The organism is Streptomyces sp. NPDC018026, assembly GCF_044327745.1.
Lineage (GTDB): Bacteria > Actinomycetota > Actinomycetes > Streptomycetales > Streptomycetaceae > Streptomyces > Streptomyces rubrogriseus.
Genome location: NZ_JBIRFY010000008.1, coordinates 140508 through 166306, shown reverse-complemented (window position 1 = coordinate 166306; position 25799 = coordinate 140508). Strand labels below are relative to the sequence as shown.

Here is a 25799-nt window from a genome sequence, read left to right as displayed (position 1 = left end):
GGCAGTGGCCGCGAAGGAGGCGACACCATGTCGAAGAACGCCAAGGTCGCAGCAGGTGGCGTGGCGGCCGGGCTCATCCTGCTGATCTGGCTGCCCTGGTGGGCCGCCCTGCTGATAGTTCTGGGAGTCCCGGCCGCCGCCTACCTCACGCTCGACCCCTCACAGCGGCGCAGGCTGCGCCGTGTCTCACGCAAGGAGATAGGCCGTTGAGGCGTTGACGCCCGCGACGACCGGCTCCCGGCGGTGGGACGCCGCCTGTGTCCGTGGTCAGCTCGGCCGTACGGCCATTTTGTCCAGGGCCTCCAGGAGTCCGGGCAGTGACGGCCCCCGCCCCACCGGCAGGACCTCACCGGGCTCCTCGTCGAGCAGGATGAACGCGATGTCGTCGGTCCTGGCGACGAGCGACCAGCCGGGGCCGTCCGCACGCAGCGTCCGCGCCTCCCCCGGTGCGAACGACGACCGGACCCGGCCGAGCGGCGGCGGTGTGTCGACGTAGGCGCGGGCCTCCGCGAGGACCCGCCGGACACCGCCGTGTCCGGAGACCTCCGCGCCGGGCCGGCCGTCCGTGACCACGCTCCGGTCCGCGGCGTCGGCCGCCGCACCCGCGCTGGTGCCCGCGTCGCCGCCCGCGCCGCCCTCACCGCCGTCGCCGGGGGCGCCCCCCGCCGAACCGGAGTCGCCGCCCGGCGTCGAGAACTCCGCGTCGTCGATCTGCTCCCGCCACTGTGCCCACTGCAGGGCGATCTCGTCGGCCCCCAGGCGGCGCTGCGGCGGTCCCCAGACGGTGGTGTCCGGCGGGCACAGCGCGGGCTGGTCGGTGGACTCCGGTCCCGGGTCGTGCGGCACGGGTACACCGGGCGCCGCCACGGCGACCGCGAGGGGCCAGCCGGGCAGCGCCGTGACGACCGTTCGCTCGTCCGGCGACAGGTCGTACTCCATGCCGCAGTCCCAGGACGCCACGGCGACGGCCACCAGCGAGACGTCATCGATGACGACCGTCCACCGGGCGCCGTCACCGTCCTGGCCCAGCACCAGGCCGTAGCCGTCGGCCAGCGGTGGGAGACCGAGCGCGGCGCACGCCTCCGGGTAGTCGTCGCCCAGCACACTCGGAAACTTCGCCGGCGTCAGCAGTACCGCCGTGAGCACATAGAGCGCATCGTCCGCGGCGGCGACGGCGTCCTCGTCCGTCCCGGCCATCCCAGCCTCCCCATCGGTTCGTCCAATGGCGGGCACCCTAGTGCGCCCGAGAAGCCCTTGTCACGACTCCCAGACGCACCCGAGCTGCAGTTTTCCGGTTGGACGGGGGCGAATCGACCACCCGGCGCCGGGGGTGGGCTCAGGTCGCGGGCAGCCCCAGCAGCGCACGGGCCACGTCCCCCGGGGGCTCGTCCCGTTCCCGTGCGAGCGCGATCACGGCCCGGCACGCCAGTTCGTTGACCCCGAACGACAGGGCCTCCGGCGACACGCGGCCCGCCGCCTCTTCGATCCTGTCCTGGTCGTCGTCCACACACGCCGAGACGTACGCGGCCGCGGCCTCGAACAGGTTGTGCGAGCGCGGCCCGCCGCCGGCGGCCCCCTGCTTGCTCCGCTCCGTGCGCCGAGCTGTGCGGGATCTGTCCCAAGCCTCGCGGATCCTGCCGAACAAGCGGACCACCCTCCCCATTCGATCACCTTCGCTGACCGTACATATCCTGCTACTCAACGTAGAGTTGAAGTCCCGACGGCAGAAGGGGGCGGCCATGGCAGGGCGCTTCGAGCGATTGGCACGCATCCGGCGCATGGACCCCCACGAGGACGCCTCGGAGATCTACCGGCTGTGCTCGGCCTACGAGTTCCCCTGGGACTTCGCCCGTGCCCTGGAACTGGCGCTCTACCGCACCTACGCCGTGCCGAGCATCGGCCGACTGCTCGCCGGGACCGCGGAGTTCACCGACCGGCCCCAGAAGCGGTACGACGACACGGCACTGCTGCTCGACGCCGTGGTCGAGCACGGTTTCGACAGTAGGCAGGGCCGCACGGCCATCCGGCGCATCAACCAGATGCACCGCAGCTACGACATCACCAACGACGACATGCGGTACGTCCTGTGCACGTTCGTGGTGATCCCCAAACGCTGGATCGACGCCTACGGATGGCGCAGGATGTCGCGCCACGAGACCGTCGCCTCCGCCACGCACTACCGCACGCTGGGGCGGCACATGGGCATCAAGGACATTCCCGGTTCCTACGAGGAATTCGAGGCCTGCCTCGACGCCTACGAAAAGACTCACTTCGCCCGGGACGAGGGCGCGCGGCGCGTCGCCGACGCCACACTCGACCTCATGGCCTCCTGGTATCCGCGCCCTCTCGCACCGCTCCTGCGGGCCGGGACCCTCGCCCTGCTCGACGAACCCCTGCTGCGGGCCTTCGGCTACGACCCGCCGCGCCCCGTCACCCGCGCGGCCGTGCGTCGCGCCGTCAGGCTGCGCGGGCGCGCGGTCCGCCTGCTGCCGCCCAGGCGTGCCCCGCACCATGCCCGTCAGAACCGGGAGATCAAGGGCTATCCGAACGGCTACCGACTGGCCGATCTGGGCACCCGCCCGGCCCCCGGCCTCCGGGGCTGCCCGGTCCGTGACATCGACACGTCGATCGACACGTCAGCCGCAGAGTGAAGCGATCGTCTCCCACAGCCGGCCGATTTCGGCCCGGGAGGTGGCCCGCGCGACGATCAGTACGCCGGAAGAGGTCGTCCAACCCGCGGGTGCCTAATGGCCGCTCAAGGGGGACGAGTTCGTCACCGGCGGCCACGTGCCGGGCTCTGTCGCGGATCGGGTCGCCAGGGCCAGGAACCGATCGTCCTCGTCGACGTACGCCGTCATCGCCCACCCGGAACCGGCCAGCAGCGGCCCGAGGTTGGCCTCGGCACGAAGGTCGTCCGGCGTGAGCCGCCGCCCCTGCCGTGCCGCGAGCGCCGCCCGGCCGATCGGGTGGAACAGCGCCAGCACACCGCCGGGGCGCACTACGCGGGCCAACTCCCGCAGGTTTCCGGCCGGATCCGCGAGGTGCGCGACGAGACCCGCCGCGAAGACCGCGTCGAGCGTCCGGGAACGCAGGGGCAACGCGGCCACGTCGGTCAACAGCAGACGTCCGGCACGGTCCCTCCCGGCCCGTACGGCGGCCTGGAGCATGGCAGGCGTCAGATCCGCTCCGACAACCAGCCCCGACGGGCCCACGGCCGCACGCAACGGAGGCAGGGCGCGACCGGTGCCGCATCCGGCATCGAGCACCCGATCGCCCTCGCGCAGCCCCAGTCCGGCGACCGCGGCGGTGTAGGCCGGGCCGTCGTCCGGGAACCGTCGGTCCCAGTCGGCGGCCCGGGAGCCGAAGAATTCCTGGACGTGCGTGTGGTCGTCGCTCATGCTTCGCATGATCCCCCAAGAGCGCGCGAAGCACGCGGAGCACAGAGCGAGCCGCAGCGCACACGTTCGAGCGTGACGCGATCGTTCCCTCTCCCCTCTGTGTCAGATAGCAACACCTTTCGAAATGCGCCCCCGTTGTGCGCCCCGTTCGGGACTAGCGTCCCGGGCCCATGGGACACCTGGACCACGCCGCCCTCGGCTGGCTGACCCCCGCGCTGTCGTACGCGATGGCCTGTACCGGCGCGGCCCTCGGGCTGCGCTGCACCGTGCGCGCCCTGGCCGCCACCGGGCGCACGCGCTGCAACTGGCTCCTGACCGCGGCCTCGGCGATCGGCACGGGCATCTGGACGATGCACTTCGTCGCCATGCTCGGCTTCCGGGTCAGCGGCACGGACATCCGCTACGACGTACCGCTCACCCTCGTGAGTCTGCTCGTCGCGGTGCTCGTCGTCTGCGCCGGCGTCTTCGCCGTCGGCCACGGCCGCAACCGGGCGCCGGCGCTCCTGCTCGGCGGACTCACCACCGGAATCGGCGTCGCGAGCATGCACTATCTCGGCATGGCGGCCATGCGCCTGCACGGCGAGGTGAGCTACGACCCGGTACGCGTCGGACTCTCGGTGCTCATCGCCGTCGCCGCCGCCACGGCCGCCCTGTGGGCGGCGCTCAACACCCGGTCGCCCCTGGCCGTCGCCCTCGCCTCGTTGATCATGGGGGCGGCGGTGAGCAGCATGCACTACACCGGCATGTTCGCGGTGAGCGTGCGCGTCACGCCCTCCGGCGAGGCGCTGCCCGGGGCCACGGCGATGCAGTTCATCTTCCCCCTCGCCGTCGGCCTCGGGTCCTACCTCTTCTTGACGTCCGCCTTCGTCGCGCTGTCGCCGACGGCCCGGGAGCCCGAGGCGTCCGCCTCGGCCCGGCAGCAACCCGCCGGGAGCAGCGCCCCGTAACGGCGGACCGGGCGTCAGGGCCCGGCGACAACGCACCGCACACCGTCCCGAGCGAGGAGGCCATGCGTCCACCCCGTACCACCCCCGACCGCCCGACGCCCGAATCCGGCGCCGAGATCTCGGCCCAGCCGTCCGTACGCGGCCGTCGCGCGCACGCCGGACCACCCGCCGACGAAGGCCCGGCGGAGCCCGCGGGCGTGGCGCCCGACCCGCCCGCCACGCGCGCGTGGCGCGGGCGGATGCAGCCCCGCACCGTGCGCGCCCGGATCATCTGCCTCCTGATGGTGCCCGTCGTCTCCCTGCTGGCCCTGTGGGCGTACGCGACCGTCACCACCGCCCAGGACATCTCCCGGTTGCGGCAGGTCCAGCGTGTGGACGCCCGTGTCCGGGCCCCCGTCAGTACCGCCGTCGCCGCCCTGCAGGCCGAGCGGCTCGCGGCCGTGCGCCACGCCACCGACCCGTCGTCGGTGCCGGGTGCCGACTTCCGGGCACTGACCGCGCGCACCGACCGCGCGGTGGGACAGCTGCGGCTCGGCGACCGCCACACCGTGGCCGACAGTGAGGAACTGCCTTCCGGAGTGGCCCCACGGCTCGAGGCGTTCGTCGCCGGCGCCGAACGGCTGGCGTCGCTGCGTACCGCCGTCCTCGACCACCGGGTGGACTGGGAGGAGGCCTACCGCCGCTACACGGCGGCCATCTCGGCCGCCTTTCACGTGGGTGGCGCGCTGAGCGGGGTCCAGGACGCCGATCCGGGATCCGACCCGCGCCTGCTGGTCGAGTTCGCCCGCGCGGGCGAGGCACTGGCCCAGGAGGATGCCCTGCTGGGAGGTGTCCGCCCCGCCGACGGACTCGCCGGTGAGCGGCTGCGCCTGTTCACCGGCGCCGTTGCCACGCGCCGGACGCTGACCGAGTCCGCCGTCGCCGATCTGGGGGGCTCCGAGCGTGCCGCCTGGCGGGATCTGGCCGGCACCGGTGCCTACCTGACCGTCGGCGCGACGGAGGACCGACTGCTGGACGGCGGATCGCCGGAACGGCCCGCCGAGGCCACGACGTCGCGGGCCGCCTGGGACGGGGCGCACGCGCGCCTGCGTGACGGCATGCGGGCCATCGAGCGGGACGCCGGACGCTCGGTCGCCGACCGGGCCGACCCGTTCACCCGTGGGGTGCTCACTCCGGCCGGGGCCGCGGTCCTGTTGGGACTCCTCGCCGTCGCCGCGTCGCTCGTCATCTCCGTCCGCATCGGCCGCGGTCTGGTGGTCGAGCTGGTGAGCCTGCGCGACAGCGCCCTGGAGATCGCCCGGCACAAGCTCCCCGAGGCGATGCGCAGGCTGCGCGCGGGGGACGAGATCGACATCCGGACCGAGGCACCGTCGCGGGCTCCCGCCGAGGACGAGGCCGGTCAGGTCGCCGAGGCCCTGGGCACCGTGCACCGGGCCGCCCTGCGCGCCGCGGTGGAACGAGCCGAACTCGCCGGCGGCATCGCCGGGGTCTTCGTCAACCTCGCCCGCCGCAGCCAGATCCTCGTCCACCGCCAGCTGAGCCTCCTGGACGGCATGGAACGCCGGTCCGACGACCCGAACGAACTCAGCGACCTCTTCCGGCTCGACCACCTCACCACCCGCATGCGGCGCCACGCCGAAAGCCTGATCATCCTCTCCGGTGCGGCGCCCGGACGGGCCTGGCGCATGCCGGTGTCGCTGACCGACGTCGTCCGTGCCGCCGTCTCCGAAGTCGAGGACTACGCGCGCGTGGAGGTACGGCAGCTCCCGGAGGCGTCCGTCCAGGGCGCGGCCGTCGCCGACGTCACCCACCTCCTGGCCGAGATCATCGAGAACGCGGCCCAGTTCTCGCCGCCCCACACACGCGTACGGGTCACCGGTGAACCGGTCGGCAACGGCTACGCGATCGAGGTGGAGGACCGCGGCCTCGGCATGGGCAGGGACGCCCTCGCCGAGGCCAACCACCGCATCGCGCGGTCGGAGACGCTCGACCTGTTCGACAGCGACCGGCTCGGTCTGTTCGTCGTCAGCCGGCTCGCCGCCCGGCAGGACATCAAGGTGCACCTCAAGACCTCCCCCTACGGCGGCACCACCGCGGTCGTCCTCCTGCCCACCGCACTCCTGCACAGCGAAACGGCGCCACCGCCTCCCCGGGCGTCCGACGAGGCGGCCCGGTCCGAGGAGCACCCGCACGCGCGCGTGCCCGGCGCCGCCGGGCAGCACGAAACCGTGTCCGCACCGGTCGACCGGCCGGCGCTGACATCCGCCGTACCGGCGGCGACGCGCACCACCACACCGGGTCGGTCCCCCGGAGCGCCGGCGCTGCGACTGCACCGGTCCTCCGACCTCCCCGATGCCGCAGCAGCTTCCGCGAAGGGCGACGTCCCCCGCCCGCAGCAGCCGACGGGGGAGACCGACGACCTTCCCCGCCGGGTACGGCAGGCGAGCCTGGCCCCCCAACTGCGCGACGGCAGACCCCTGGAGCCGGCCCGGCCCGGTCCGGCGCACGACGACGAGCAGCGCACCCCCGAGGCCGTACGGGACCGCATGACCGCCTACCGCGACGGCTGGTCGCTCGGCGGTGGCCGTCGCCCCGGCCACCCCGCACCGCCGGAACCGCCGACCGGCGACAGCACCGAAGGAGACCCCGCATGATCCAGAATCCCGGTGCCGGGACCGCCCGGCGGGCCCGCGAACTCGACTGGCTCCTGGACGACCTTGTCGGACGCGTACACGAAGTGCGGCACGCCGTGGTGCTGTCGAACGACGGACTCGCCGTGGGCGCCTCGCACGGACTCGCCCGCGAGGACGGCGAACACCTCGCCGCCGTCGCCTCCGGTTTCCACAGCCTGGCCAAGGGGGCGGGCCGGCACTTCGGCGCCGGGGGCGTGCACCGGACCATGGTCGAAATGGACGACGGGTACCTGTTCGTGGCCGCGGCGGGAGACGGTTCCTGCCTCGCCGTGCTCACCGCCGTGACCGCGGACATAGGTCTCGTGGCCTACGAGATGGCACGGCTGGTGAGACGCGTCGGCGAGCACCTGCACACCGCACCACGTGCCGCCGCACGACCACCCTTCGGCGCATGACCCGGAAGGGCCCAAGGATGACCGACGACATCACGGGCGGCGGCCGGGAAGGACCGGGCAGCCAGTGGTACGACAACGAGGCAGGACCCCTCGTCCGCCCCTACGCGATGACCGGCGGCCGCACCCGGCCGGGCCCCGCGGGAGTGCGGTTCGACCTGATCGCCCTCGTCGCGCGCGCGGTCGGCGCACCGGACGCCGACGACACCGTGCTCGGACCGGAACACCGCACTCTGACCGACCTGTGCCGCACGGAGACCCAGTCGGTGGCCGAACTCGCCGCCGACGCGGACCTGCCCGTGGGCGTCGTCAGAGTGCTCCTCGGCGACCTGGTGGAACTGGGGTGCGTGACCGTCAGCCGTCCGGTGCCACCGGCGCAGTTGCCGGACGAACGGATTCTGCGCGAAGTGATCGACGGGCTGCGCGCCCTGTAGAGAAGGCCGAACGAACAACCGTGACCGGCACGCACGTGCACGACCACCCGCACCGAGAGAAGTGATCCATGGTCTTTGAACGCTCCGACGCCACGGACGGCGACACGACCGCGCTGGCGTTGAAGATCCTGGTCGCCGGAGGGTTCGGCGTGGGCAAGACCACCCTGGTGGGCGCGGTCAGCGAGATCAGGCCGCTGCGCACCGAGGAACTGCTCAGCGAGGCCGGACGGCTGGTGGACGACACCGACGGCATCGACCGGAAGGTCACCACCACCGTCGCCATGGACTTCGGACGCATCACCATCCGGTCCGGACTCTCCCTCTACCTCTTCGGTACACCGGGTCAGGACCGGTTCTGGTTCCTCTGGGACGAACTGGCGCAGGGGGCGCTCGGCGCCGTAGTCCTCGCGGACACCCGGCGCCTGGCGGACTGCTTCCCGGCGGTGGACTACTTCGAGCACCGGCACATCCCGTTCGTGGTGGCCGTGAACTGTTTCACGGGAGCGCGCCGCCACGACGAGCACAGCGTCCTGCGCGCCCTCGACCTCGATCCGGGAACACCCGTGGTGCTGTGCGACGCCCGGGACCGCGACTCGGGGAAAGAAGTACTGATCCGGCTCGTCGAGTACGCCGGGCGGATGCACACCGCCCGGCTCCTCGACTCCGTCCGCTGACCGGGCCCTTCCCCTGGGCAGGGGGTTCTCAGTCGGCGACCGACTTCTGGGCCAGGACCTTGTCCACGGTCACCCGGACGAGGAGTTCACCCGGGACACCGTTGCGTGCCCCGAACTCCTCGGCGCGCTCCTCACCCATGTACCGGGCGCCGATGCGCGCGGCCCAGTGCCGCAGTTCGCCGAGGTCCTCCGAGATGTGCGCACGTCCCTGCAGCACCACGAAGTGGAAGGGCGGCCGGTCGTCGTCCACGCACAGGGCGATGCGGCCGTCACGGAGCAGATTGCGCCCCTTCACCGTGTCCTTGCCGGTGTTGAACACCAGATCGTTCCCGTCCAGCAGGAACCAGATGGGCGCGATGTGCGGGCTGCCGTCGGCCCGGACGGTCGAGAGTTTTCCGGTGCGGGTGCCGTCCGAGACGAACGCCCGCCATTCCTCATCGGTCATCTTCTGTGCCATGCCCCCATCCTCCTTGCCCGGAGCACGGGCGTGGTGAAGGCTGGCGGACGGATCCCCCGGGAAGGGGGAGGCACCGCGTACGGGGAGACACGGGGAGATCGGATCATGGCGCAGAACCAGGGACTGGGCTGGCTGCTGGACGACCTGACCGCACGCGTCGAACACGTGCGGCACGCGTTGGTCCTGTCCAACGACGGATTGGTGACCGGGGCGAGTACGGGCCTGCGACGCGAGGACGCCGAGCACCTCGCCGCGGTGTCGTCCGGACTGCACAGCCTGGCCAAGGGGTCGGGCCGCCACTTCGGCGCCGGCCAGGTACGGCAGACGATGGTCGAGTTCGACGACGCCGTCCTGTTCGTCACCGCGGCGGGTTCGGGCAGTTGCCTGTGCGTGCTCAGCGGGGCGGAGGTCGACATCGGGCAGATCGCTTACGAGATGACGCTGCTCGTGAACCGGGTGGGTGAGCACCTCGACGTCGACGCGCGGCAGCCGGGGCGAATATCACCCACCGAGCCCTGACCTGCGCTTTCGGTGTCCCCGGTGGGCGGCCGCAGAGTTATCCACAGGCTCGCCACGGATGCCGCCGTTGCGGCTACGGTTTTTGTGTCGGCGGGCGCGGACGGCGCCGGCCACACACTCCACGGGGGAGACGAACCATGTCCGGCAACACCATCACGCACGACGTCGCAGCGGCCGGCGAGCGGACCGGGACCACCCGGGGCGCCTCGGTCACCTACCACCGCGCGGCGCGAGAGCTGGGTTTCAGGCGCAGCGAGTTCGACCTCGCCGTGCATCTCGGCCGGGTCCGCACGGTACCCGACGACGGGGGAGGCGGGCGGCGCGTCCCCCGCGACGAGATCGACCGGATCCGGGCGGCGGACGGTTTTCCCGAGGCGCTTCGCTCCGCTGTCCGGGCCGTCGGGACCACGGAGGGCGCGGCCCTCATGGACGTGACCACGGCCCGGTTCACCCGTCTCGCACGGCTGGGACTGCTGGTGCCCGTGAAGTTCTACGTCAACCGGTACCGCGCCGTCGTCTGGCTGTATCTGGCGGAGGAGCTACGGCAGTTCAGGGCCGACGAGCGCAACACCGCACTGCTGAAGGGCCGCACGCCAGAGGGACTGCGGGACCAGCTCGGCGAGGGGCTGGACCTGCGTCCCCGCAACTGGCGGGGAAGGCATCTGGGATTCCTGCTCCGACAGGCGGACGACCCGTGGGCCCGGGCCGCGGCGGTGGCGTCGCTGCTCGACGCCGCCGAGATCTCGGACGTCGTGACGGATCCCTATGAGCGCTCCCATCTGCGCCGGTTCCGCCCCGCACTCGCCATCCACGGGTCGCCGGGCTCCCCGGCCGCGCAGCTCGCCGAGGAGATCGTCACGGCCGGCGACCCGGACGAGGTGGACTGGCTCCGCTCGGACCTGGCGGCCGCGGTGGACACGGCTCGCCGCCATCGCCCGGCGCCCCGCCCGGCCCCACACGTCGTGCCGGACCCGCCCGGTCCGGAGTCCCTGCCGCACGAGGCGGCACAACCGGTGCCGCCCGAGGCCGAGGACGACGCACTGCGGGCGGCGCGGCAACCCGGACGGCTGGGTGGTCTGTTCGGCAGGCTGTGGCGCAGAGACTGCTGACCTACAGGGCCCGGAAGAGCCCTTCCTGGACGACCGAGACCAGCATCCGTCCTTCCCTGTCGTAGATCCGCCCACGGGCCAGCCCACGCCCGCCGGTCGCGATCGGCGACTCCTGGTCGTACAGGAACCACTCGTCGGCCCGGAACGGCCGGTGGAACCACATGGCGTGGTCCAGCGATGCCATGTCGAAACCCCGGGGACCCCACAGCGGCTCCACAGGGATGCGCACGGCGTCCAGGAGCGTCATGTCGCTGGCGTAGGTCAGGGCGCAGGTGTGCACGAGCGGGTCGTCGCCCAACGGCCCGACGGCGCGCATCCACACGGCGCTGCGGGGCTCGGCTCCCTCGACGTCCTCGGCGCTCCAGCGAAGCCGGTTGACGTAGCGGATGTCGAAGGGCTGACGGCGGGCCATCCGCTCCAGCTGCTCCGGCAGTGCGCCGAGGTGCTCCCGCACCTCGTCGGCGACCGTCGGCAGGGACTCCGGATCGGGGACCTTGCGGGCCGGCGGCAACTGGTGTTCGAAACTGCCCGGCTCGGGCTTGTGAAAGGAGGCGGTGAGCGTGAAGATCGTGCGGCCCTGCTGCACGGCGGTGACCCTGCGGGTGGTGAACGACCTTCCGTCCCGGTCCCGTTCGACCTGGTACACGATGGGCACTCCCGGGCGCCCGGGACGCAGGAAGTACGCGTGCAGCGAGTGCACCGGGCGATCACCGTCGGTGGTGCGCCCCGCGGCGACCAGGGCCTGGCCCGCCACCTGGCCTCCGAAGACCCGCTGCAACGACTCCTCGGGGCTGCGGCCACGGAAGATGTTGACCTCGATCTGCTCCAGGTCGAGCAGGGCGACGAGGCTCTCGGCCGGATTCGTCATGGGTGGGCTTCTCCTGTGCTCACAGCTGGCCGACATCGGTGACACGGACGACCGCACGGCCCTCCGCGTCGGAGGCGGTGAGGTCGACCTCCGCACTGATGCCCCAGTCGTGGTCGTCGTTCGGGTCGTCGAAGATCTGCCGCACGCGCCAGAGCCCGTTCTGCGGCTGCTCCTCGATGATGAGCAGCTTCGGACCGCGGGCGTCGGGGCCGGTGCCCAGGTCGTCGTACTCGTCCCAGTACTTGTCCATGGCCTCGCCCCACGCGTCGGCGTCCCAGCCGGCGTCGCCATCCATCTCGCCAAGCTCACCGACCTGGTCCAGAGCGGCAAGCTCGACCCGGCGGAACATGGCGTTGCGGACCAGCACACGGAAGGCGCGCGCGTTGGCCGTGACCGGCCGCACCTGATCGGCCTTCTCCTGAGCCTCCTCGGCGGTCATCTCCTCCGGGTTGGCGAGCTGCTCCCACTCGTCGAGGAGACTGGAGTCGACCTGGCGCACCATCTCGCCGAGCCACTCGATCAGGTCCTGCAGGTCCTCGGACTTGAGGTCGTCCGGCACGGTGTGGTCGAGGGCCTTGTAGGCGCTCGCCAGGTAGCGCAGCACGATGCCCTCGGTGCGGGCCAGTTCGTAGTGGGAGACCAGCTCCGTGAAGGTCAGTGCCCGTTCGTACATGTCGCGGATGACCGACTTCGGGGACAGCGGGTGGTCACCGACCCAGGGGTGGCTCCTGCGGTACGTGTCGTAGGCGTGGAAGAGCAGCTCCTCCAAGGGCTTCGGGTACGTGACGTCCTGGAGGCGCTCCATGCGCTCCTCGTACTCGACCCCGTCCGCCTTCATCGCGGCCACGGCCTCACCGCGGGCCTTGTTCTGCTGGGCGGCGAGGATCTGCCGCGGGTCGTCCAGCGTGGACTCCACGACCGACACCATGTCCAGCGCGTACGAGGGCGACTCCGGGTCCAGCAGTTCGAAGGCGGCCAGGGCGAACGTGGACAGTGGCTGGTTCAGCGCGAAGTCCTGCTGCAGGTCGACCGTGAGACGCACGATGCGCCCCTCCGCGTCCGGCTGGTCGAGCTTCTCCACGATGCCGCCGTCCAGCAGCGACCGGTAGATGGCGATCGCCCGCCGGATGTGCCTGAGCTGCTGCCTGCGCGGCTCGTGGTTGTCCTCCAGCAGGTGCCGCATAGCGGAGAAGGCGTCGCCGGGACGGGCGATCACCGACAGCAGCATGGTGTGCGTGACCCGGAAGCGGGACGTCAGCGGCTCCGGCTCGGAGCCGATGAGCTTATCGAACGTGCTCTCCGACCAGGCCACGAACCCCTCGGGAGCCTTCTTCCGGACGACCTTCCGCCGCTTCTTCGGGTCGTCACCGGCCTTGGCGAGCGCCTTCTCGTTCTCGACGACGTGCTCGGGCGCCTGGGCGACCACGAAGCCCTCCGTGTCGAACCCGGCCCGTCCGGCCCGCCCGGCGATCTGGTGGAACTCGCGGGCCCGCAGCGTGCGGACCCGTGTGCCGTCGTACTTGCTCAGCGCGGTGAACAGCACGGTCCGGATCGGGACGTTGACGCCCACGCCGAGCGTGTCCGTTCCGCAGATCACCTTCAGCAGGCCGGCCTGCGCGAGCTTCTCCACCAGCCGCCGGTACTTGGGCAGCATGCCGGCGTGATGGACCCCGATGCCGTGCCGCACGTAGCGGGAGAGATTGCGGCCGAACTTGGTGGTGAAGCGGAAGTTGCCGATCAGCTCGGCGATCCGTTCCTTCTCCTCACGCGTGCACATGTTGATGCTCATCAGTGCCTGCGCCCGCTCCACGGCCTGCGCCTGGGTGAAGTGCACGATGTACACGGGGGCCTGCCGGGCCGCCAGCAGATCGGTGAGCGTCTCGGTCAGCGGGGTGTAGCGGAATTCGTAGGACAGCGGCACCGGACGGGTGGCCGAGCGCACCACCGCGGTGGGACGGCCGGTGCGGCGCGCGAGGTCCTTCTCGAAGAAGGAGACATCACCAAGGGTCGCCGACATCAGGACGAACTGGGCCTGCGGCAGCTCCAACAGGGGGATCTGCCAGGCCCAGCCGCGGTCCGGCTCCGCGTAGAAGTGGAACTCGTCCATGACGACCTGGCCGATGTCCGCGTGCTTGCCGTCACGCAGCGCGATCGACGCCAGGACCTCGGCGGTGCAGCAGATGACCGGCGCGTCGGAGTTCACGGAGGCGTCGCCCGTCAGCATGCCCACGTTCTCGGTGCCGAAGATCTTGCACAGCTCGAAGAACTTCTCCGACACCAGCGCCTTGATCGGAGCCGTGTAGAAGGTGACCTCGTCCCGGGCCAGGGCAGCGAAGTGCGCGCCCGCCGCGATCATGCTCTTGCCGGAGCCGGTGGGCGTCGACACGATCACGTTCGCGCCGGAGACCACCTCGATCAGCGCCTCCTCCTGGTGGGGGTAGAGCGTGAGACCGCGTTCCTGGGCCCACGCCTCGAAGGCTTCGTACAAGGCATCGGGGTCGGCGGTCCGCGGCAGCTGATCGATGAGGGTCACGCCCCCATCTTGCCTGCCCCGGGTCGGGATGGGGGAATCGGCTGTCCGCGTGAAGATCACGAACGCTACGCTGGGTCGCCGACGCGGCAACCGCGGAACCGGACAACTGCACAGCGGCACACGAGGAATGGGGCGGGCAACGGCGATGATGGGACCAGCACACTCACTGTCGGGCGCCGCGGCGTGGCTCGGCGTCGGAGCGGCGACCGCCGCCGCGGGGCACCCGATGCCCTGGCCGGTGCTGCTCGCCGGAGCCCTGATCTGTGCCGGGGCGGCGCTCGCCCCCGACCTCGACCACAAGGCGGCCACCATCTCCCGGGCCTTCGGACCGGTCTCACGGGGGCTGTGCGAGATCGTCGACAAGCTGTCCTACGCCGTCTACAAGGCCACCAGGAAGCGGGGCGACCCGCGGCGCACCGGCGGCCATCGCACGCTGACGCACACCTGGCTGTGGGCGGTCCTGATCGGCGGGGGCACTTCGGTCCTGGCCATCACGGGTGGCCGCTGGGCGGTCCTGGCGATCCTCTTCGTGCACATGGTGCTGGCCATCGAGGGCCTGCTCTGGCGGGCCACCCGCGGCTCCAGCAGCGACGTGCTGGTCTGGCTGCTGGCCGGGACCAGCGCGTGGATCCTCGCCGGGATCCTGGACAAGCCGGACGGTGGCGCGGACTGGCTGTTCACCGCGCCGGGCCAGGAGTACCTGTGGCTGGGGCTGCCGATCGTGCTCGGCGCGCTGGTGCACGACATCGGGGACGCGCTGACCGTCTCCGGCTGCCCGATACTCTGGCCCATACCGGTGGGCCGCAAGCGTTGGTACCCCATCGGCCCGCCGAAGGCGATGCGGTTCCGGGCGGGCAGCTGGGTGGAGCTCAAGGTGCTGATGCCGGTGTTCATGCTGCTCGGGGGAGTGGGCGGCGCGGCGGCACTCAACTTCATCTGAGCGTCCCGCGGCCGGTCGGGTCAGCCGGTTTCCCCGGTGTCCTGTCCCTCGCCCGCGCCGTAACGCCGCTCGAAGCGGGCGACGCGCCCTTCCGAGTCCACCGTTCGCGCCTTGCCGGTGTAGAAGGGGTGGCTCTCCGAGGAGATCTCCACATCCACCACCGGGTAGGTCTCGCCGTCGTCCCACGCGATGGTCTGGTCGCTGGTCGCGGTGGACCGGGTGAGGAAGGCGTACCCGGCACTGCGGTCACGGAAGACGACGGGCCGGTAGTCGGGATGCTTGTCCTGCTGCATGGCTGCTCCTCGTACGGCACGGTTCATCGGGGCGACGGCAGGTGCCTGCCGTCGCGAGTGGCGTCAGCCGGGCAGGGAGTCCTCGTCGACCACGTGCATCGCGGCCTCTTCGGCGGAGGCGGCCGCGCCGTCGATGCCCACGTCCATGGCGACCAGCGCCGGCTCCTCGTCCTCGTGCACCCCTTCGTCGGGTGCCACGAGCCGGCCGGAGCGGTCCGCGCCGACCTCGTTGTCCAGCAGTTCCCCGTCGGTGCCGTCGGAATCGCCCAGCCCGTCGCCGTCGGGCGCGAGCTCGTCCGGCCGCTCCTCGGCGAGCCGCTGGTCCAGCGTTTCGCCGCGGCGGCGTTCGGCGGTCGTCACGCCGGTGTGTTCCACCGCCCAGGGGCGCTCGGGCGGGGACCAGCCCCGGTCGAGGGGATCCTCGACACCGTCCTCCTCAAGGGTGTCCTCACCGTCGAGGAGGCCGGTGTCCTCCCGCTGCTCGGATCCGTCGGGCTGGTAGACGTCATCTCCCCATCCGTCGACGCTGTTCACGGATACCTCCAGGGGGTGGGGACCGGCCCCTTCTCACCGTGGACCGCGGCGGGCCGCCGCGCCACGGGGCACAGGCCTCACCCGTCGGAGAACCGCGAGGTTCCCGGGCCTGCCTCGAGCCGGTGCCTTCTCCCAGCCTTCCACTCCCATTCGGGACCGCGCAACGGCACGGACGCTGTCGGGGTACCCGCCGGGCCGGGCTCCCCGCCGGCCGCACCGCCGTGGCTACCCGTGCCAGGACCGCCACAGCGCGGCGTAGGCACCGTCCGCCGCGACGAGTTCGTCGTGGCTGCCCAGCTCACTGATCCGGCCGTTCTCGACCACCGCGATGACGTCCGCGTCGTGGGCGGTGTGCAGGCGATGGGCGATCGCGATCACCGTGCGACCGTCCAGGACCCGGGCCAGGGACCGTTCGAGATGGCGTGCGGCCCGCGGGTCGAGCAGGGACGTCGCCTCGTCCAGCACCAGGGTGTGCGGGTCGGCCAGCACCAGGCGGGCCAGCGCGATCTGCTGGGCCTGCGCCGGGGTCAGCGCGAAGCCGCCCGAGCCGACCTCGGTGTCCAGGCCCTCGTCCAGCCCACGGGACCAGTCGTCCGCGTCGACCGCGCCCAGCGCCGCCCACAGCTCGGCGTCGGTGGCGCCGGTCCTGGCGAGCCGGAGGTTGTCGCGCAGGGAACCCACGAAGACGTGGTGCTCCTGGTTGACCAGGGCGACGTGCGAGCGGACCCGTTCCGCGGACATCCGGGAGAGTTCCGCCCCGCCCAGGGTGATCCGGCCCTCCCTGGGACCGTAGATGCCCGCGAGCAGCCTGCCCAGGGTGGATTTGCCGGCGCCCGAGGGGCCGACCAGGGCGAGCCTGGTGCCCGGGGCGACCTCCAGCGACACCTTGCGCAGGACGTCCACGCCCTCGAGGTAGCCGAAGTGCACCCGGTCGGCGTGCACGTCCCGTCCGTCGGGGGCCAGCGTGGCGTCACCGGCGTCCGGCTCGATGTCCCGCACGCCCACCAGCCGGGCCAGGGACACCTGGGCCACCTGCAGCTCGTCGTACCAGCGCAGGATGATGCCGACCGGGTCGACGAGCATCTGCGCGATCAGGGCGGCCGTGGTCAGCTGGCCGACGCCGATCCAGCCCTGGAGGACGAATACACCGCCGATGAGCAGGACGGAGGCGAGCACGGTCACGTGGGTGACGTTGATGACGGGGAAGAGCACCGACCGCAGCCACAGGGTGTAGCGCTCCCAGGCCGTCCACTCCCTGATCCGGTGCTCGGACAGCTCGATGCGACGGGCGTCGAGGCGGTGCGACTCCACGGTGCGCCCGGCGTCCACCGTCTCGGCCAGCGCGGCGGCCACCGCGGCGTACCCGGCGGCCTCCGAGCGATATGCGGCGGGCGCCCGGCGGAAGTACCAGCGGCAGCCGATCACCAGCAGCGGCACCGCGATCAGTACCGCGGGCGCCAGCGGCGGCGCCGTCACCACCAGGCCACCGAGCAGCAGCACCACCCACACGACGCCGATCGCGAGCTGGGGCACGGCCTCGCGCATGGCGTTGGCGAGCCGGTCGATGTCCGTGGTGATCCGGGAGAGCAGGTCGCCCGTGCCCGCCCGTTCCAGCACGCCGGGCGGCAGTCCGACCGACCGCACGAGGAAGTCCTCGCGCAGATCGGCCAGCATCCGCTCGCCGAGCACGGCCCCCCGCAGCCGCACCTCGCGCACGAACACGGCCTGCACGACGAGGGCGAGCACGAAGAGCGTGGCGGTGAGGCCGAGACGCAGCTCGCGCGCGTCGTCCGAGACCCGCTCCACGAGCCCGCCCAGCAGGTAGGGGCCCGCCATCGAGGCGATCACGGCGACGGTGTTGACGGTGACGAGGAGGAGGAAGGCCCCGCGGTGCCGGCGCAGCAGTTCTCCCACGTAGGCGCGCACGGTCGGGCGCGCGCCGACGGGCAGGGTGTTCGCCGTCGTGGGAGCCGCCGGGTCGTAGGACGGTGGGGCGACGCCGATCATGCCGTCTCCTCGATCTCTTCCAGTCGGTGCAGTACGTCGTCGTCGCTCAGGGAGCCGTCCCGGTCCTCGGCGCGGCCGTCGTCGGTCAGGGGCTTCACCGGCTTCCCCCGGGCCGGTACGGCGTCCGGGTGCGCCGCGGTCTCCTCGTCGGTCTCGCGGGTCACCACGGCCCGGTACCGGTGCTCGGTGTGCAGCAGTTCCCGGTGCGCTCCGACCGCCGCGACCTCACCTTCGTGCAGGAACACGATCCGGTCCGCACGGTCCAGCAGCAGCGGCGAGGAGGTGAACACCACCGTGGTGCGCCCCGCGCGCAGCGCCCGTACGCCTTCCGCGATCCGCGCCTCGGTGTGCGAGTCGACGGCCGAGGTCGGTTCGTCCAGGACCAGCGCCTCCGGGTCCGTGATCAGCGACCGGGCCAGCGCCAGTCGCTGGCGCTGGCCGCCCGACAGCGAACGGCCACGCTCGGTGATGCGGGCGTCCATCGGGTCGTCGGCGCCGAGCGAGCCCTGCGCGAGCGCCGTCAGTACGTCACCGCACTGGGCGGCGGTCAGCGCGTCCTCGGCGTCGACGGCACCGGACGCGGGCACGTCCAGCAGCTCCCGGAGCGTTCCGGAGAGCAGCACCGGGTCCTTGTCCTGCACCAGGACGGCGGTGCGCGCGGACTTCAGGGGAAGCTCGTCCAGCGGCACCCCGCCCAGCAGGGCCGACGTGCCCTCCTCCGAGGCGTGCCCGCCGAGCCGCTCCGCCAGCCGCCCGGCCGCGTCCGGGTCGCCGCACACCACGGCGGTGAACCGGCCCGCCGGAGCCAGGAGACCGGTGGCGGGGTCGTACAGGTCGCCGGTGGGGGTCTCGGCGGCGCGCGAACCAGCGGTGTCCGTGGTGCGTTCCAGGGCCAGCACCCGTGCGGCCCGTTTGGCCGAGGGCCGGGAGAAGGAGTACGCCATGGCGATCTCCTCGAAGTGCCGCAGCGGGTAGGTGAGGATCATGACGGAGCTGTAGACGGTGACGAGTTCGCCGACGCCGATACGGCCGTCGCGGGCCAGGTGGACGCCATGCCAGACCACGGCGATCAGCAGCAGCCCGGGCAGCAGCACCTGGATGGCGGAGATCAAGGACCACATGCGGGCGCTGCGCACGGCGGCGTGCCGCACCTCCTGGGAGGCGTCGCGGTAGCGGTCGAGGAAGAGTTCCTCGCCGCCGATGCCGCGCAGCACGCGCAGTCCGGCGACGGTGTCCGAGGCGAGTTCGGTGGCGCGTCCGGCCTTGTCGCGCTGGACGTCGGCCCGCCGGGTGGCGCGGGGCAGCAGGGGCAGTACCGCCAGGGCCAGCACCGGCAGGCCCACGACCACGACGACCCCGAGCGCCGGCTGGTAGACGACCAGCGCCACGCAGACCAGCACGATGGTGAGCGCGGCCGCGGTGAAGCGGGAGACGGCCTCCACGAACCAGCCGATCTTCTCGACGTCGCCGGTGGACACGGCCACGACCTCACCGGCCGCGACGCGCCGGGTCAGTGCCGAGCCCAGCAGCGCCGTCTTGCGGGCCAGCAGCTGCTGGACGCGGGCGGCGGCGGTGATCCAGTTGGTGACGGCCGCGCGGTGCAGGAAGGTGTCGCCGAGCGCGTTGCCGATACAGCACAGGACCATGACGCCGCCCGCGAGGGCGAGCCGGCTGCCGGAGCGGTCGACGACCGCCTGGATGGCGAGACCGACGCAGAAGGGCAGGGCGGAGACGGAGGCGAAGTGCAGCAGGCCCCAGGCCAGTGACTTGAGTTGCCCGCCGAGCTGGTTGCGGAACAGCCACCACAGGAATCGGGGGCCCGAGCGTGCGTCCGGCACACCCGGGTCGGGATACGGAAGGTCTTGGATCTGCATGACGTCCCAGTGGCTCGTGTCAGGGGGTGCCGTTGCCATACGGCATCAAGAGGCTGCAAACCGTGAAAGGTTCGCGTCGCGGCGTGCCCAAAATCAAGCGGTTTTCCGCGATGGGGTGCGAATCCGGCTGCGCTCCGCCACACGGTCTCCACCCCACCCGCCGCGGGGCGTGCGCTGCTTCGCGGCCGTCCTGACGGCATGTCCGAAGAGAGTGGGACCATGGACGGATGGCACGTGGTGGTGGACGGCGTACGGCGGTCGCGATGGCGGCCCTTGGCACCCTGCTGGCCGGGGCGGCGCTCTCCGCCTGCGGCGGCCCGTCGGGGGACGGCGGGGACTCCCGGGCGGGCCAATCCACCGGCGAGGCGGGCCGGAGCAGCGCCTCGGCAGACCCGACGAGGATCCCCGGCGTCGGCGACCGGTTCCAGACGCAGATCCCGGGCGACTCGCGCCAGGTCGTCGCGGTGTACGGGGACGGCAGCGATTCCGCCGATTCCACGGTCGTGCTCTACACCAAGCAGGGCTCCGGCTGGCACCGCGACCGGAGTTGGGCGGGGCACAACGGCACGAAGGGGTGGACGACCGACCACCACGAGAACGACAAGCGCAGCCCCGTCGGCGTGTTCACGCTCAGCGACGCGGGCGGCGTGCTCCCGGACCCGGATCCGGCCCCCGGCACAGGGCTGCCGTACAGCAGGTCCGCGAGCTTCGCGGCACCGCGCTGGTGGGCGAAGCCGTACTGGCACGACTTCGACTACGTCATCGCCATCGACTACAACCGCGTCAAGGGCACCCCGCCGAACGACCCGACCCGCCCCGAAGGTACGTCCAAGGGCGGTTCGATCTGGCTGCACATGGACCACGGCAGCGGTACGTCGGCCTGCGTCAGCCTGCCCAAGCCGGCGATGGAGTACCTGCTGCGCACGCTGGACCCGGACCAGCACCCGGTGGTGGTGATGGGAGACAGGGCGCACCTCAAGGCATGAGAGCCCGCGCGGGGCCGGGGTCACGCCGTCCGGCGGCCCTCGCCCGTGTCGGGCCCGTCGATCAGGGTGTCCAGCAGTCCGCCCAGCACCGCGCGCTGCTCGTCAGTCAGCGGGGCGAGGATCTCCTCGGCGGCGGACCGGCGCGCACCGCGCAGTTCCCGCAGGGTGGCGCGCCCGTCGTCGGTCAGTTCGATCCGGATGACCCGGCGGTTGGCGGGGTCCGGGACGCGGCGTACCTTCCCGGCCGTCTCCAGCCCGTCGACCAGGGTCGTCACCGCCCGGGGCACGACCTCCAGCCGCTCGGCCAGGTCGGCCATACGGGGAGGCGAGCCCCAGTGCGCCAGCGTGCGCAGGAGCCGGGACTGGGCCGGGGTGATGCCGAGGTCGCGGTGCTCGAGATGGCGCTTCTGGATGCGGTGCACCCGGCGGGTGAGCCGCAGCAGCTGCTCGGCGAGCAGGCCGTCGGGATCGGGGGCGGTCATACAGGAACAATATCAGGATGATGTTCATTGTGAGTATAGGTAACAATGACCTATGATCCGTAAGGTCGGCGAAAGTCCGCCGCAGGCCCAGGAGGCCTGGCGTCCGAGGACTCCGCCGGCCTTCCACGCCGCCTCCGAAGGAGCCCATGCACCCCGATCGCGAATCCGCCTGGAGCGCACCCGCCGACGCCGTGGAACAGCCCCGGCAGGTGCGCCGCATCCTGAAGCTGTTCCGTCCCTACCGCGGCCGCCTCGCGGTCGTCGGCCTGCTGGTCGGTGCCGCGTCCCTGGTGTCGGTCGCCACGCCCTTCCTGCTCAAGGAGATCCTCGATGTCGCCATCCCCGAGGGGCGCACGGGCCTGCTGAGCCTGCTCGCCCTCGGCATGATCTTCGGCGCCGTCCTCACCAGCGTCTTCGGCGTGCTGCAGACCCTGATCTCCACGACCGTGGGCCAGCGCGTCATGCACGACCTGCGCACCGCCGTCTACGGCCGGCTCCAGCAGATGTCCCTCGCCTTCTTCACGCGCACCCGCACCGGCGAGGTCCAGTCCCGCATCGCCAACGACATCGGCGGCATGCAGGCCACCGTCACCTCCACGGCGACCTCACTGGTGTCCAACCTGACCAGCGTGGTCGCCACGATCGTCGCCATGGTCGTCCTCGACTGGCGCCTCACCGTCGTCTCGCTGCTCCTGCTCCCGGTGTTCGTGTGGATCAGCCGTCGCGTCGGCCGGGAACGCAGGAAGATCACGACCCGGCGCCAGAAGCAGATGGCCGCGATGGCCGCCACAGTCACTGAGTCGCTCTCCGTCAGCGGCATCCTGCTCGGCCGCACCATGGGCCGGTCCGACTCGCTCACCCGCGCCTTCGCGGACGAGTCCGAGAGCCTGGTCGACCTGGAAGTGCGGTCGAACATGGCGGGCCGCTGGCGGATGGCCGTCATCACGATCGTGATGGCCGCCATGCCGGCCGTCATCTACTGGACCGCGGGCATCGCCCTGCAACTCGGCGGTCCCGATGTCTCCCTCGGCACGATCGTCGCCTTCGTCTCGCTCCAGCAGGGGCTGTTCCGCCCGACCGTGAGTCTGCTGTCGACCGGAGTGCAGATCCAGACCTCGCTCGCGCTCTTCCAGCGCATCTTCGAGTACCTCGACCTGCCGATCGACATCACCGAGCGAAAGGACGCCGTCCACCTCGACCACATCAAGGGCGAGGTCCGCTTCGAGAGCGTCGGGTTCGGCTACGGCGACAAGGGCGGCCCGGTCCTCGACGGCATCGACGTGACCGTACCCGCCGGCAGCAGCCTCGCCGTCGTCGGTCCCACCGGCGCCGGCAAGTCCACGCTCGGCCACCTGGTGCCGCGGCTGTACGACGTGACGGACGGCCGGGTCACCCTCGACGGGGTCGACGTGCGTGACCTCGACTTCGACAGCCTCGCCCGCGCGGTCGGCGTCGTCTCGCAGGAGACGTACCTCTTCCACGCCTCCGTCGCCGAGAACCTGCGGTTCGCCAAGCCGGACGCCACGGACGCCGAGCTGGAGGCGGCGGCGACGGCGGCCCAGATCCACGACCACATCGCCGCCCTGCCCGACGGCTACGACACCGTGGTCGGGGAGCGCGGCCACCGCTTCTCCGGCGGTGAGAAGCAGCGCCTGGCCATCGCCCGCACCATCCTGCGCGACCCGCCCGTCCTCGTCCTGGACGAGGCGACCAGTGCCCTGGACACCCGTACCGAGGCCGCCGTGCAGGGTGCCATCGACGCCCTGTCCGCCAATCGCACCACGATCACCATCGCCCACCGGCTGTCCACCGTCCGTGACGCCGACCGGATCGTGGTCCTCGACTCCGGACGCCTGGCCGAACAGGGCACGCACGAGGCACTGCTGGCGCAGGACGGGAGGTATGCCGCGCTGGTCCGCCGGGACGCCCGACTGGAGCCGACAAGATGAAGATATGCCGGATTTGTGTGCATGTGGGGGTTACCGTGCCCGCATGCAGATGAACACTCCGTCACGGAGCGCGAGGAGCGCGAGGAGCGCCGGAGGCCCCAGAAATGGCCTCAGGAGCCCCACAGGCCTCGGAGGCCTCGGAGGCCTCAGGGGACCTGGAAGGCCCAGAAGTCCCCGAAGGCCCAGAAGAGCGATGCGGCTGACGCGTCGGGGCCGTATCGCCCTGATCGCGGCCGGCGCCGTCGTGGCCGGTACCGCCGTGGCGGTACCGCTGCTGACGACGGACGACGAGGGCGAGTCCCGTCCCACGTCCCTGGTGATCCCGGAGGGCTGGCGCGCGACCCAGGTCTACGGCGCCGTCGACAAGGCCCTCGCCCTGCCCGCGGGCACCACCAAGAAATCCCTGGCCAAGGCCAACCTCAAGCTGCCCAACGACGCCGAGGGCAACCCCGAGGGCTACCTCTTCCCGGCGACCTATCCGCTCGGCGAGAACCCGACCCCGGAGAAGCTGCTGACCGCCATGGTCGACACGGCGAACAAGAAGTTCACCGGCGCGCCGGTCGCCGCGGGCGCCCAGCGCAACGCGCTGAACGTCTATCAGGCGGTCACCATCGCCAGCATCGTCCAGGCGGAGGCCGCGGCCAAGGAGGACATGGGCAAGGTGGCCCGGGTGATCTTCAACCGGCTGGAACGCGGCATGCCGCTGCAGATGGACTCCACCATCAACTACGCCCTGGGCCGCAGCACCTTGAAGACCAGCACCAAGGACACGAAGATCGACAGTCCTTACAACTCGTACCAGCGCATGGGGCTGCCACCCACCCCCATCGCCAATCCGGGCGACGAGGCGATGACCGCCGCGATCAACCCGACCCCCGGTGACTGGCTCTACTTCGTCACGGTCAAGCCCGGCGACACGCGCTTCACCGCCGACTACGCCGAACACCAGCGCAACGTGGACGAGTTCAACCGCCTCCAGCAGAGCGCCTCCGAGCAGGCCGGGGCCGACGCCGCCAAGTGACCCGTCGGGGCGTCACGCGGCGACCGGCTCCTCCTCGGCCAGCAGCCGCCTGATGTCCCGCACGGCCGCGCGTCCCGCCCGGTTGGCGCCGATGGTGCTGGCGGAGGGTCCGTAGCCGACGAGATGGATCCGCGGGTCGGCGACCGCACGCGTCCCCTCGACCCGGATCCCGCCGCCGGCCTCCCGCAGCCGCAGCGGCCTCAGGTGGTCGACGGCGGCCCGGAACCCGGTCGCCCACAGGATGACGTCCGCGGCCACCCGCCGCCCGCCGTCCCACTCCACCCCCTCGGGCGTGATCCGGTCGAACATCGGCTGCCGGTCCAGCACGCCCGACTCCAGCCCGCCCCGGACCGCGTCGTTCAGCGGCAGCCCCGTCACCGACACGACACTCTTCGGGGGCAGCCCCTGCCGCACCCGTTCCTCCACGAGCGCCACCGCGGCCCGGCCCGCCTCCTCGTCGAAGGGTCCCTCGCGGAAGACAGGAGGCCTCCTGGTCACCCACGTGGTGGACGCGGCGTACGGCGCGATCTCCAGCAGGTGCTGCGTCCCCGAGGCGCCACCGCCCACCACGATCACGCGCAGGCCGGTGAACTCCTCGGGCCCGGCGTACTGCGCGGTGTGCAGTTGCCGCCCGCGGAAGGTCTCCTGCCCCGGGTAGCGCGGCCAGAAGGGGCGGTCCCAGGTGCCGGTCGCGTTGATCAGCGCGCGCGTCGACCAGGACCCGGCCGACGTCTCGACCAGCAGCCGCCCGGCCGTTCCCTCGCGCACGGCGCGCACGTCCACGGGCCGCCGTACCCGCAGGTCGAAGGTCCGCTCGTACTCCGCGAAGTATCCGCTCACCACCTCGGCGGACGGCCGCGCCGGATCCGCCCCGGTCAGTTCCATGCCCGGAAGGGCATGCATGCCGTGCACCTTGCCGTACGTCAGCGACGGCCAGCGGAACTGCCAGGCGCCGCCGGGGCCGGGGGAGTGGTCGAGCACCACGAAGTCGCGCTCCGGCTCGAACCCGGTGCGCCGCAGGTGATAGGCGGCGGCGAGTCCGGCCTGACCGGCCCCGATGACGACGACCTCGACCTCGTGTGTGTTGTTCACGCTTCTACCAACGGCGCCGCAGGCCCCGATCTTCCCCCGGTGTCAGGATGGGGTCATGCCAGATGCCTTCACCACCCGAGTCCTCAGCCTCGCCACCGGCTCGGCCGAGCGGGTCGCCGACATCACCGGTGACTGCGAGTCCTTCCTGCGCGAGGCGGCGTCCGGCCGCGACGGCCTCCTCAACGTCTTCGTCCCGCACGCCACCGCCGGAATCGCGATCATCGAGACGGGCGCCGGCAGCGACGACGACCTGCTGTCCGCCCTGCACACGCTGCTCCCGGCCGACGACCGCTGGCAGCACCGCCACGGCAGCCCCGGACACGGCCGCGACCACGTCCTGCCCGCCTTCGTACCGCCACACGCGACGCTGCCGGTGATCGGCGGCCGCCTGGAACTCGGAACCTGGCAGTCGGTGTGCCTGGTGGACACCAACCGGGACAATCCCGACCGTCAGGTGCGGTTGAGCTTCCTCGGATAGGGCGCCGCCGCGGTGCGGACCGTGGATGGCAAGTCCGGCCGCATCAACCGCCCCCGGGGCAGAGCGCGTTGCGTATGTGCCGCCGCCCGGGCGTGCACGGGCCCGACCGTTGTCAGTGC

The 25799-nt window shown here is 71.9% G+C and carries 26 protein-coding genes; 14 read left to right on the top strand and 12 right to left on the bottom strand.

Going from position 1 to position 25799, the window contains the following annotated elements; genetic code table 11:
- The first annotated feature begins 27 nt into the window (after window positions 1-27).
- The gene (locus tag ACH4D3_RS24905) at window positions 28-210 is read left to right on the top strand and encodes a hypothetical protein (protein ID WP_016325661.1); all 183 of its coding nucleotides are present in this window, start codon (window positions 28-30) and stop codon (window positions 208-210) included.
- A 57-nt stretch (window positions 211-267) separates the two neighbouring features.
- Here the strand turns inward: ACH4D3_RS24905 and ACH4D3_RS24900 are convergent, their stop codons facing one another.
- The gene (locus ACH4D3_RS24900; protein WP_398325784.1) at window positions 268-1197 is read right to left on the bottom strand and encodes a hypothetical protein; all 930 of its coding nucleotides are present in this window, start codon (window positions 1195-1197) and stop codon (window positions 268-270) included.
- 139 nt (window positions 1198-1336) lie between these two features.
- Entirely contained in the window at window positions 1337-1663 is a 327-nt protein-coding gene (locus ACH4D3_RS24895) for a hypothetical protein (protein ID WP_398325781.1), read from the bottom strand.
- 76 nt (window positions 1664-1739) lie between these two features.
- On the opposite strand from ACH4D3_RS24895, the gene ACH4D3_RS24890 reads away from it, so the two are divergent.
- On the top strand, window positions 1740-2651 hold the full coding sequence (locus ACH4D3_RS24890; RefSeq protein ID WP_398325778.1) for an oxygenase MpaB family protein: 912 nt from the start codon (window positions 1740-1742) through the stop codon (window positions 2649-2651).
- A gap of 93 nt (window positions 2652-2744) precedes the next feature.
- Here the strand turns inward: ACH4D3_RS24890 and ACH4D3_RS24885 are convergent, their stop codons facing one another.
- Window positions 2745-3398, bottom strand: a complete 654-nt coding sequence (locus ACH4D3_RS24885; RefSeq protein ID WP_398325775.1) for a class I SAM-dependent methyltransferase — start codon at window positions 3396-3398, stop codon at window positions 2745-2747.
- A 170-nt stretch (window positions 3399-3568) separates the two neighbouring features.
- On the opposite strand from ACH4D3_RS24885, the gene ACH4D3_RS24880 reads away from it, so the two are divergent.
- The 5 genes from ACH4D3_RS24880 to ACH4D3_RS24860 all read left to right on the top strand — a co-directional run bounded on the left by ACH4D3_RS24880 (window position 3569) and on the right by ACH4D3_RS24860 (window position 8538).
- Window positions 3569-4345: an MHYT domain-containing protein gene (locus ACH4D3_RS24880; protein WP_398325772.1), complete on the top strand. Its 777-nt coding sequence runs from the start codon at window positions 3569-3571 to the stop codon at window positions 4343-4345.
- A 62-nt stretch (window positions 4346-4407) separates the two neighbouring features.
- Window positions 4408-6999, top strand: a complete 2592-nt coding sequence (locus tag ACH4D3_RS24875) for a nitrate- and nitrite sensing domain-containing protein (protein ID WP_398325769.1) — start codon at window positions 4408-4410, stop codon at window positions 6997-6999.
- Complete coding sequence (locus ACH4D3_RS24870) at window positions 6996-7433, top strand: roadblock/LC7 domain-containing protein (protein ID WP_398325766.1); 438 nt, start codon at window positions 6996-6998, stop codon at window positions 7431-7433. Before ACH4D3_RS24875 ends, ACH4D3_RS24870 begins: the two co-directional genes overlap by 4 nt.
- A gap of 17 nt (window positions 7434-7450) precedes the next feature.
- Window positions 7451-7864, top strand: a complete 414-nt coding sequence (locus tag ACH4D3_RS24865; RefSeq protein ID WP_398325763.1) for a DUF742 domain-containing protein — start codon at window positions 7451-7453, stop codon at window positions 7862-7864.
- 68 nt (window positions 7865-7932) lie between these two features.
- Window positions 7933-8538, top strand: coding sequence for a GTP-binding protein (locus tag ACH4D3_RS24860; RefSeq protein ID WP_398325760.1), 606 nt, complete (start codon window positions 7933-7935; stop codon window positions 8536-8538).
- A 28-nt stretch (window positions 8539-8566) separates the two neighbouring features.
- Here the strand turns inward: ACH4D3_RS24860 and ACH4D3_RS24855 are convergent, their stop codons facing one another.
- On the bottom strand, window positions 8567-8995 hold the full coding sequence (locus ACH4D3_RS24855) for a PPOX class F420-dependent oxidoreductase (RefSeq protein WP_398325757.1): 429 nt from the start codon (window positions 8993-8995) through the stop codon (window positions 8567-8569).
- A 105-nt stretch (window positions 8996-9100) separates the two neighbouring features.
- Here ACH4D3_RS24855 and ACH4D3_RS24850 point away from each other — a divergent pair, with 105 nt between their 5' ends.
- Both ACH4D3_RS24850 and ACH4D3_RS24845 read left to right on the top strand, forming a co-directional pair.
- A complete protein-coding gene (locus tag ACH4D3_RS24850; protein ID WP_398325754.1) occupies window positions 9101-9514 on the top strand; it encodes a roadblock/LC7 domain-containing protein in 414 nt (137 codons plus the stop codon).
- 137 nt (window positions 9515-9651) lie between these two features.
- Complete coding sequence (locus ACH4D3_RS24845; RefSeq protein ID WP_398325751.1) at window positions 9652-10623, top strand: DUF6397 family protein; 972 nt, start codon at window positions 9652-9654, stop codon at window positions 10621-10623.
- A 1-nt stretch (window position 10624) separates the two neighbouring features.
- Here ACH4D3_RS24845 and ACH4D3_RS24840 read toward each other — a convergent pair whose 3' ends face one another.
- Entirely contained in the window at window positions 10625-11491 is an 867-nt protein-coding gene (locus ACH4D3_RS24840; protein ID WP_398325748.1) for an acyl-CoA thioesterase, read from the bottom strand.
- 19 nt (window positions 11492-11510) lie between these two features.
- Window positions 11511-14024, bottom strand: coding sequence for a DEAD/DEAH box helicase (locus ACH4D3_RS24835; protein WP_398325745.1), 2514 nt, complete (start codon window positions 14022-14024; stop codon window positions 11511-11513).
- A gap of 145 nt (window positions 14025-14169) precedes the next feature.
- Here ACH4D3_RS24835 and ACH4D3_RS24830 point away from each other — a divergent pair, with 145 nt between their 5' ends.
- Complete coding sequence (locus tag ACH4D3_RS24830) at window positions 14170-14964, top strand: metal-dependent hydrolase (protein WP_398325742.1); 795 nt, start codon at window positions 14170-14172, stop codon at window positions 14962-14964.
- A gap of 20 nt (window positions 14965-14984) precedes the next feature.
- On the opposite strand, the gene ACH4D3_RS24825 is transcribed toward ACH4D3_RS24830, so the two are convergent.
- From ACH4D3_RS24825 to ACH4D3_RS24810, 4 genes are all read right to left on the bottom strand, one after another.
- Entirely contained in the window at window positions 14985-15257 is a 273-nt protein-coding gene (locus ACH4D3_RS24825) for a type B 50S ribosomal protein L31 (RefSeq protein ID WP_104632641.1), read from the bottom strand.
- Window positions 15258-15320: 63 nt separating this feature from the next.
- Window positions 15321-15791 (bottom strand): DUF5709 domain-containing protein, encoded by a 471-nt coding sequence (locus ACH4D3_RS24820; protein WP_398325738.1) that lies wholly within the window; start codon window positions 15789-15791, stop codon window positions 15321-15323.
- A 225-nt stretch (window positions 15792-16016) separates the two neighbouring features.
- Window positions 16017-17798, bottom strand: a complete 1782-nt coding sequence (locus tag ACH4D3_RS24815) for an ABC transporter ATP-binding protein (protein ID WP_398325735.1) — start codon at window positions 17796-17798, stop codon at window positions 16017-16019.
- Window positions 17795-19672 (bottom strand): ABC transporter transmembrane domain-containing protein, encoded by a 1878-nt coding sequence (locus ACH4D3_RS24810; RefSeq protein ID WP_398325732.1) that lies wholly within the window; start codon window positions 19670-19672, stop codon window positions 17795-17797. The genes ACH4D3_RS24815 and ACH4D3_RS24810 overlap by 4 nt, the downstream gene beginning before the upstream one ends.
- 227 nt (window positions 19673-19899) lie before the next feature.
- Between ACH4D3_RS24810 and ACH4D3_RS24805 the strand changes: the two genes are divergently transcribed.
- The gene (locus tag ACH4D3_RS24805) at window positions 19900-20658 is read left to right on the top strand and encodes a hypothetical protein (RefSeq protein ID WP_398325729.1); all 759 of its coding nucleotides are present in this window, start codon (window positions 19900-19902) and stop codon (window positions 20656-20658) included.
- Between the two features lie 20 nt (window positions 20659-20678).
- On the opposite strand, the gene ACH4D3_RS24800 is transcribed toward ACH4D3_RS24805, so the two are convergent.
- Entirely contained in the window at window positions 20679-21140 is a 462-nt protein-coding gene (locus ACH4D3_RS24800; protein WP_398325726.1) for a MarR family winged helix-turn-helix transcriptional regulator, read from the bottom strand.
- A gap of 146 nt (window positions 21141-21286) precedes the next feature.
- Between ACH4D3_RS24800 and ACH4D3_RS24795 the strand changes: the two genes are divergently transcribed.
- Both ACH4D3_RS24795 and mltG read left to right on the top strand, forming a co-directional pair.
- Window positions 21287-23089 carry an ABC transporter ATP-binding protein gene (locus tag ACH4D3_RS24795; protein ID WP_398325723.1) on the top strand — a complete coding sequence of 601 codons (1803 nt, stop codon included), beginning with the start codon at window positions 21287-21289 and terminating at the stop codon, window positions 23087-23089.
- 193 nt (window positions 23090-23282) lie between these two features.
- Window positions 23283-24110, top strand: a complete 828-nt coding sequence (gene mltG / locus ACH4D3_RS24790; RefSeq protein WP_398325720.1) for an endolytic transglycosylase MltG — start codon at window positions 23283-23285, stop codon at window positions 24108-24110.
- 12 nt (window positions 24111-24122) lie between these two features.
- On the opposite strand, the gene ACH4D3_RS24785 is transcribed toward mltG, so the two are convergent.
- On the bottom strand, window positions 24123-25202 hold the full coding sequence (locus ACH4D3_RS24785; protein ID WP_398325717.1) for an NAD(P)-binding domain-containing protein: 1080 nt from the start codon (window positions 25200-25202) through the stop codon (window positions 24123-24125).
- A 55-nt stretch (window positions 25203-25257) separates the two neighbouring features.
- Between ACH4D3_RS24785 and ACH4D3_RS24780 the strand changes: the two genes are divergently transcribed.
- Window positions 25258-25680, top strand: coding sequence for a YjbQ family protein (locus ACH4D3_RS24780; RefSeq protein ID WP_030181955.1), 423 nt, complete (start codon window positions 25258-25260; stop codon window positions 25678-25680).
- The last annotated feature ends 119 nt before the right edge of the window (window positions 25681-25799 follow it).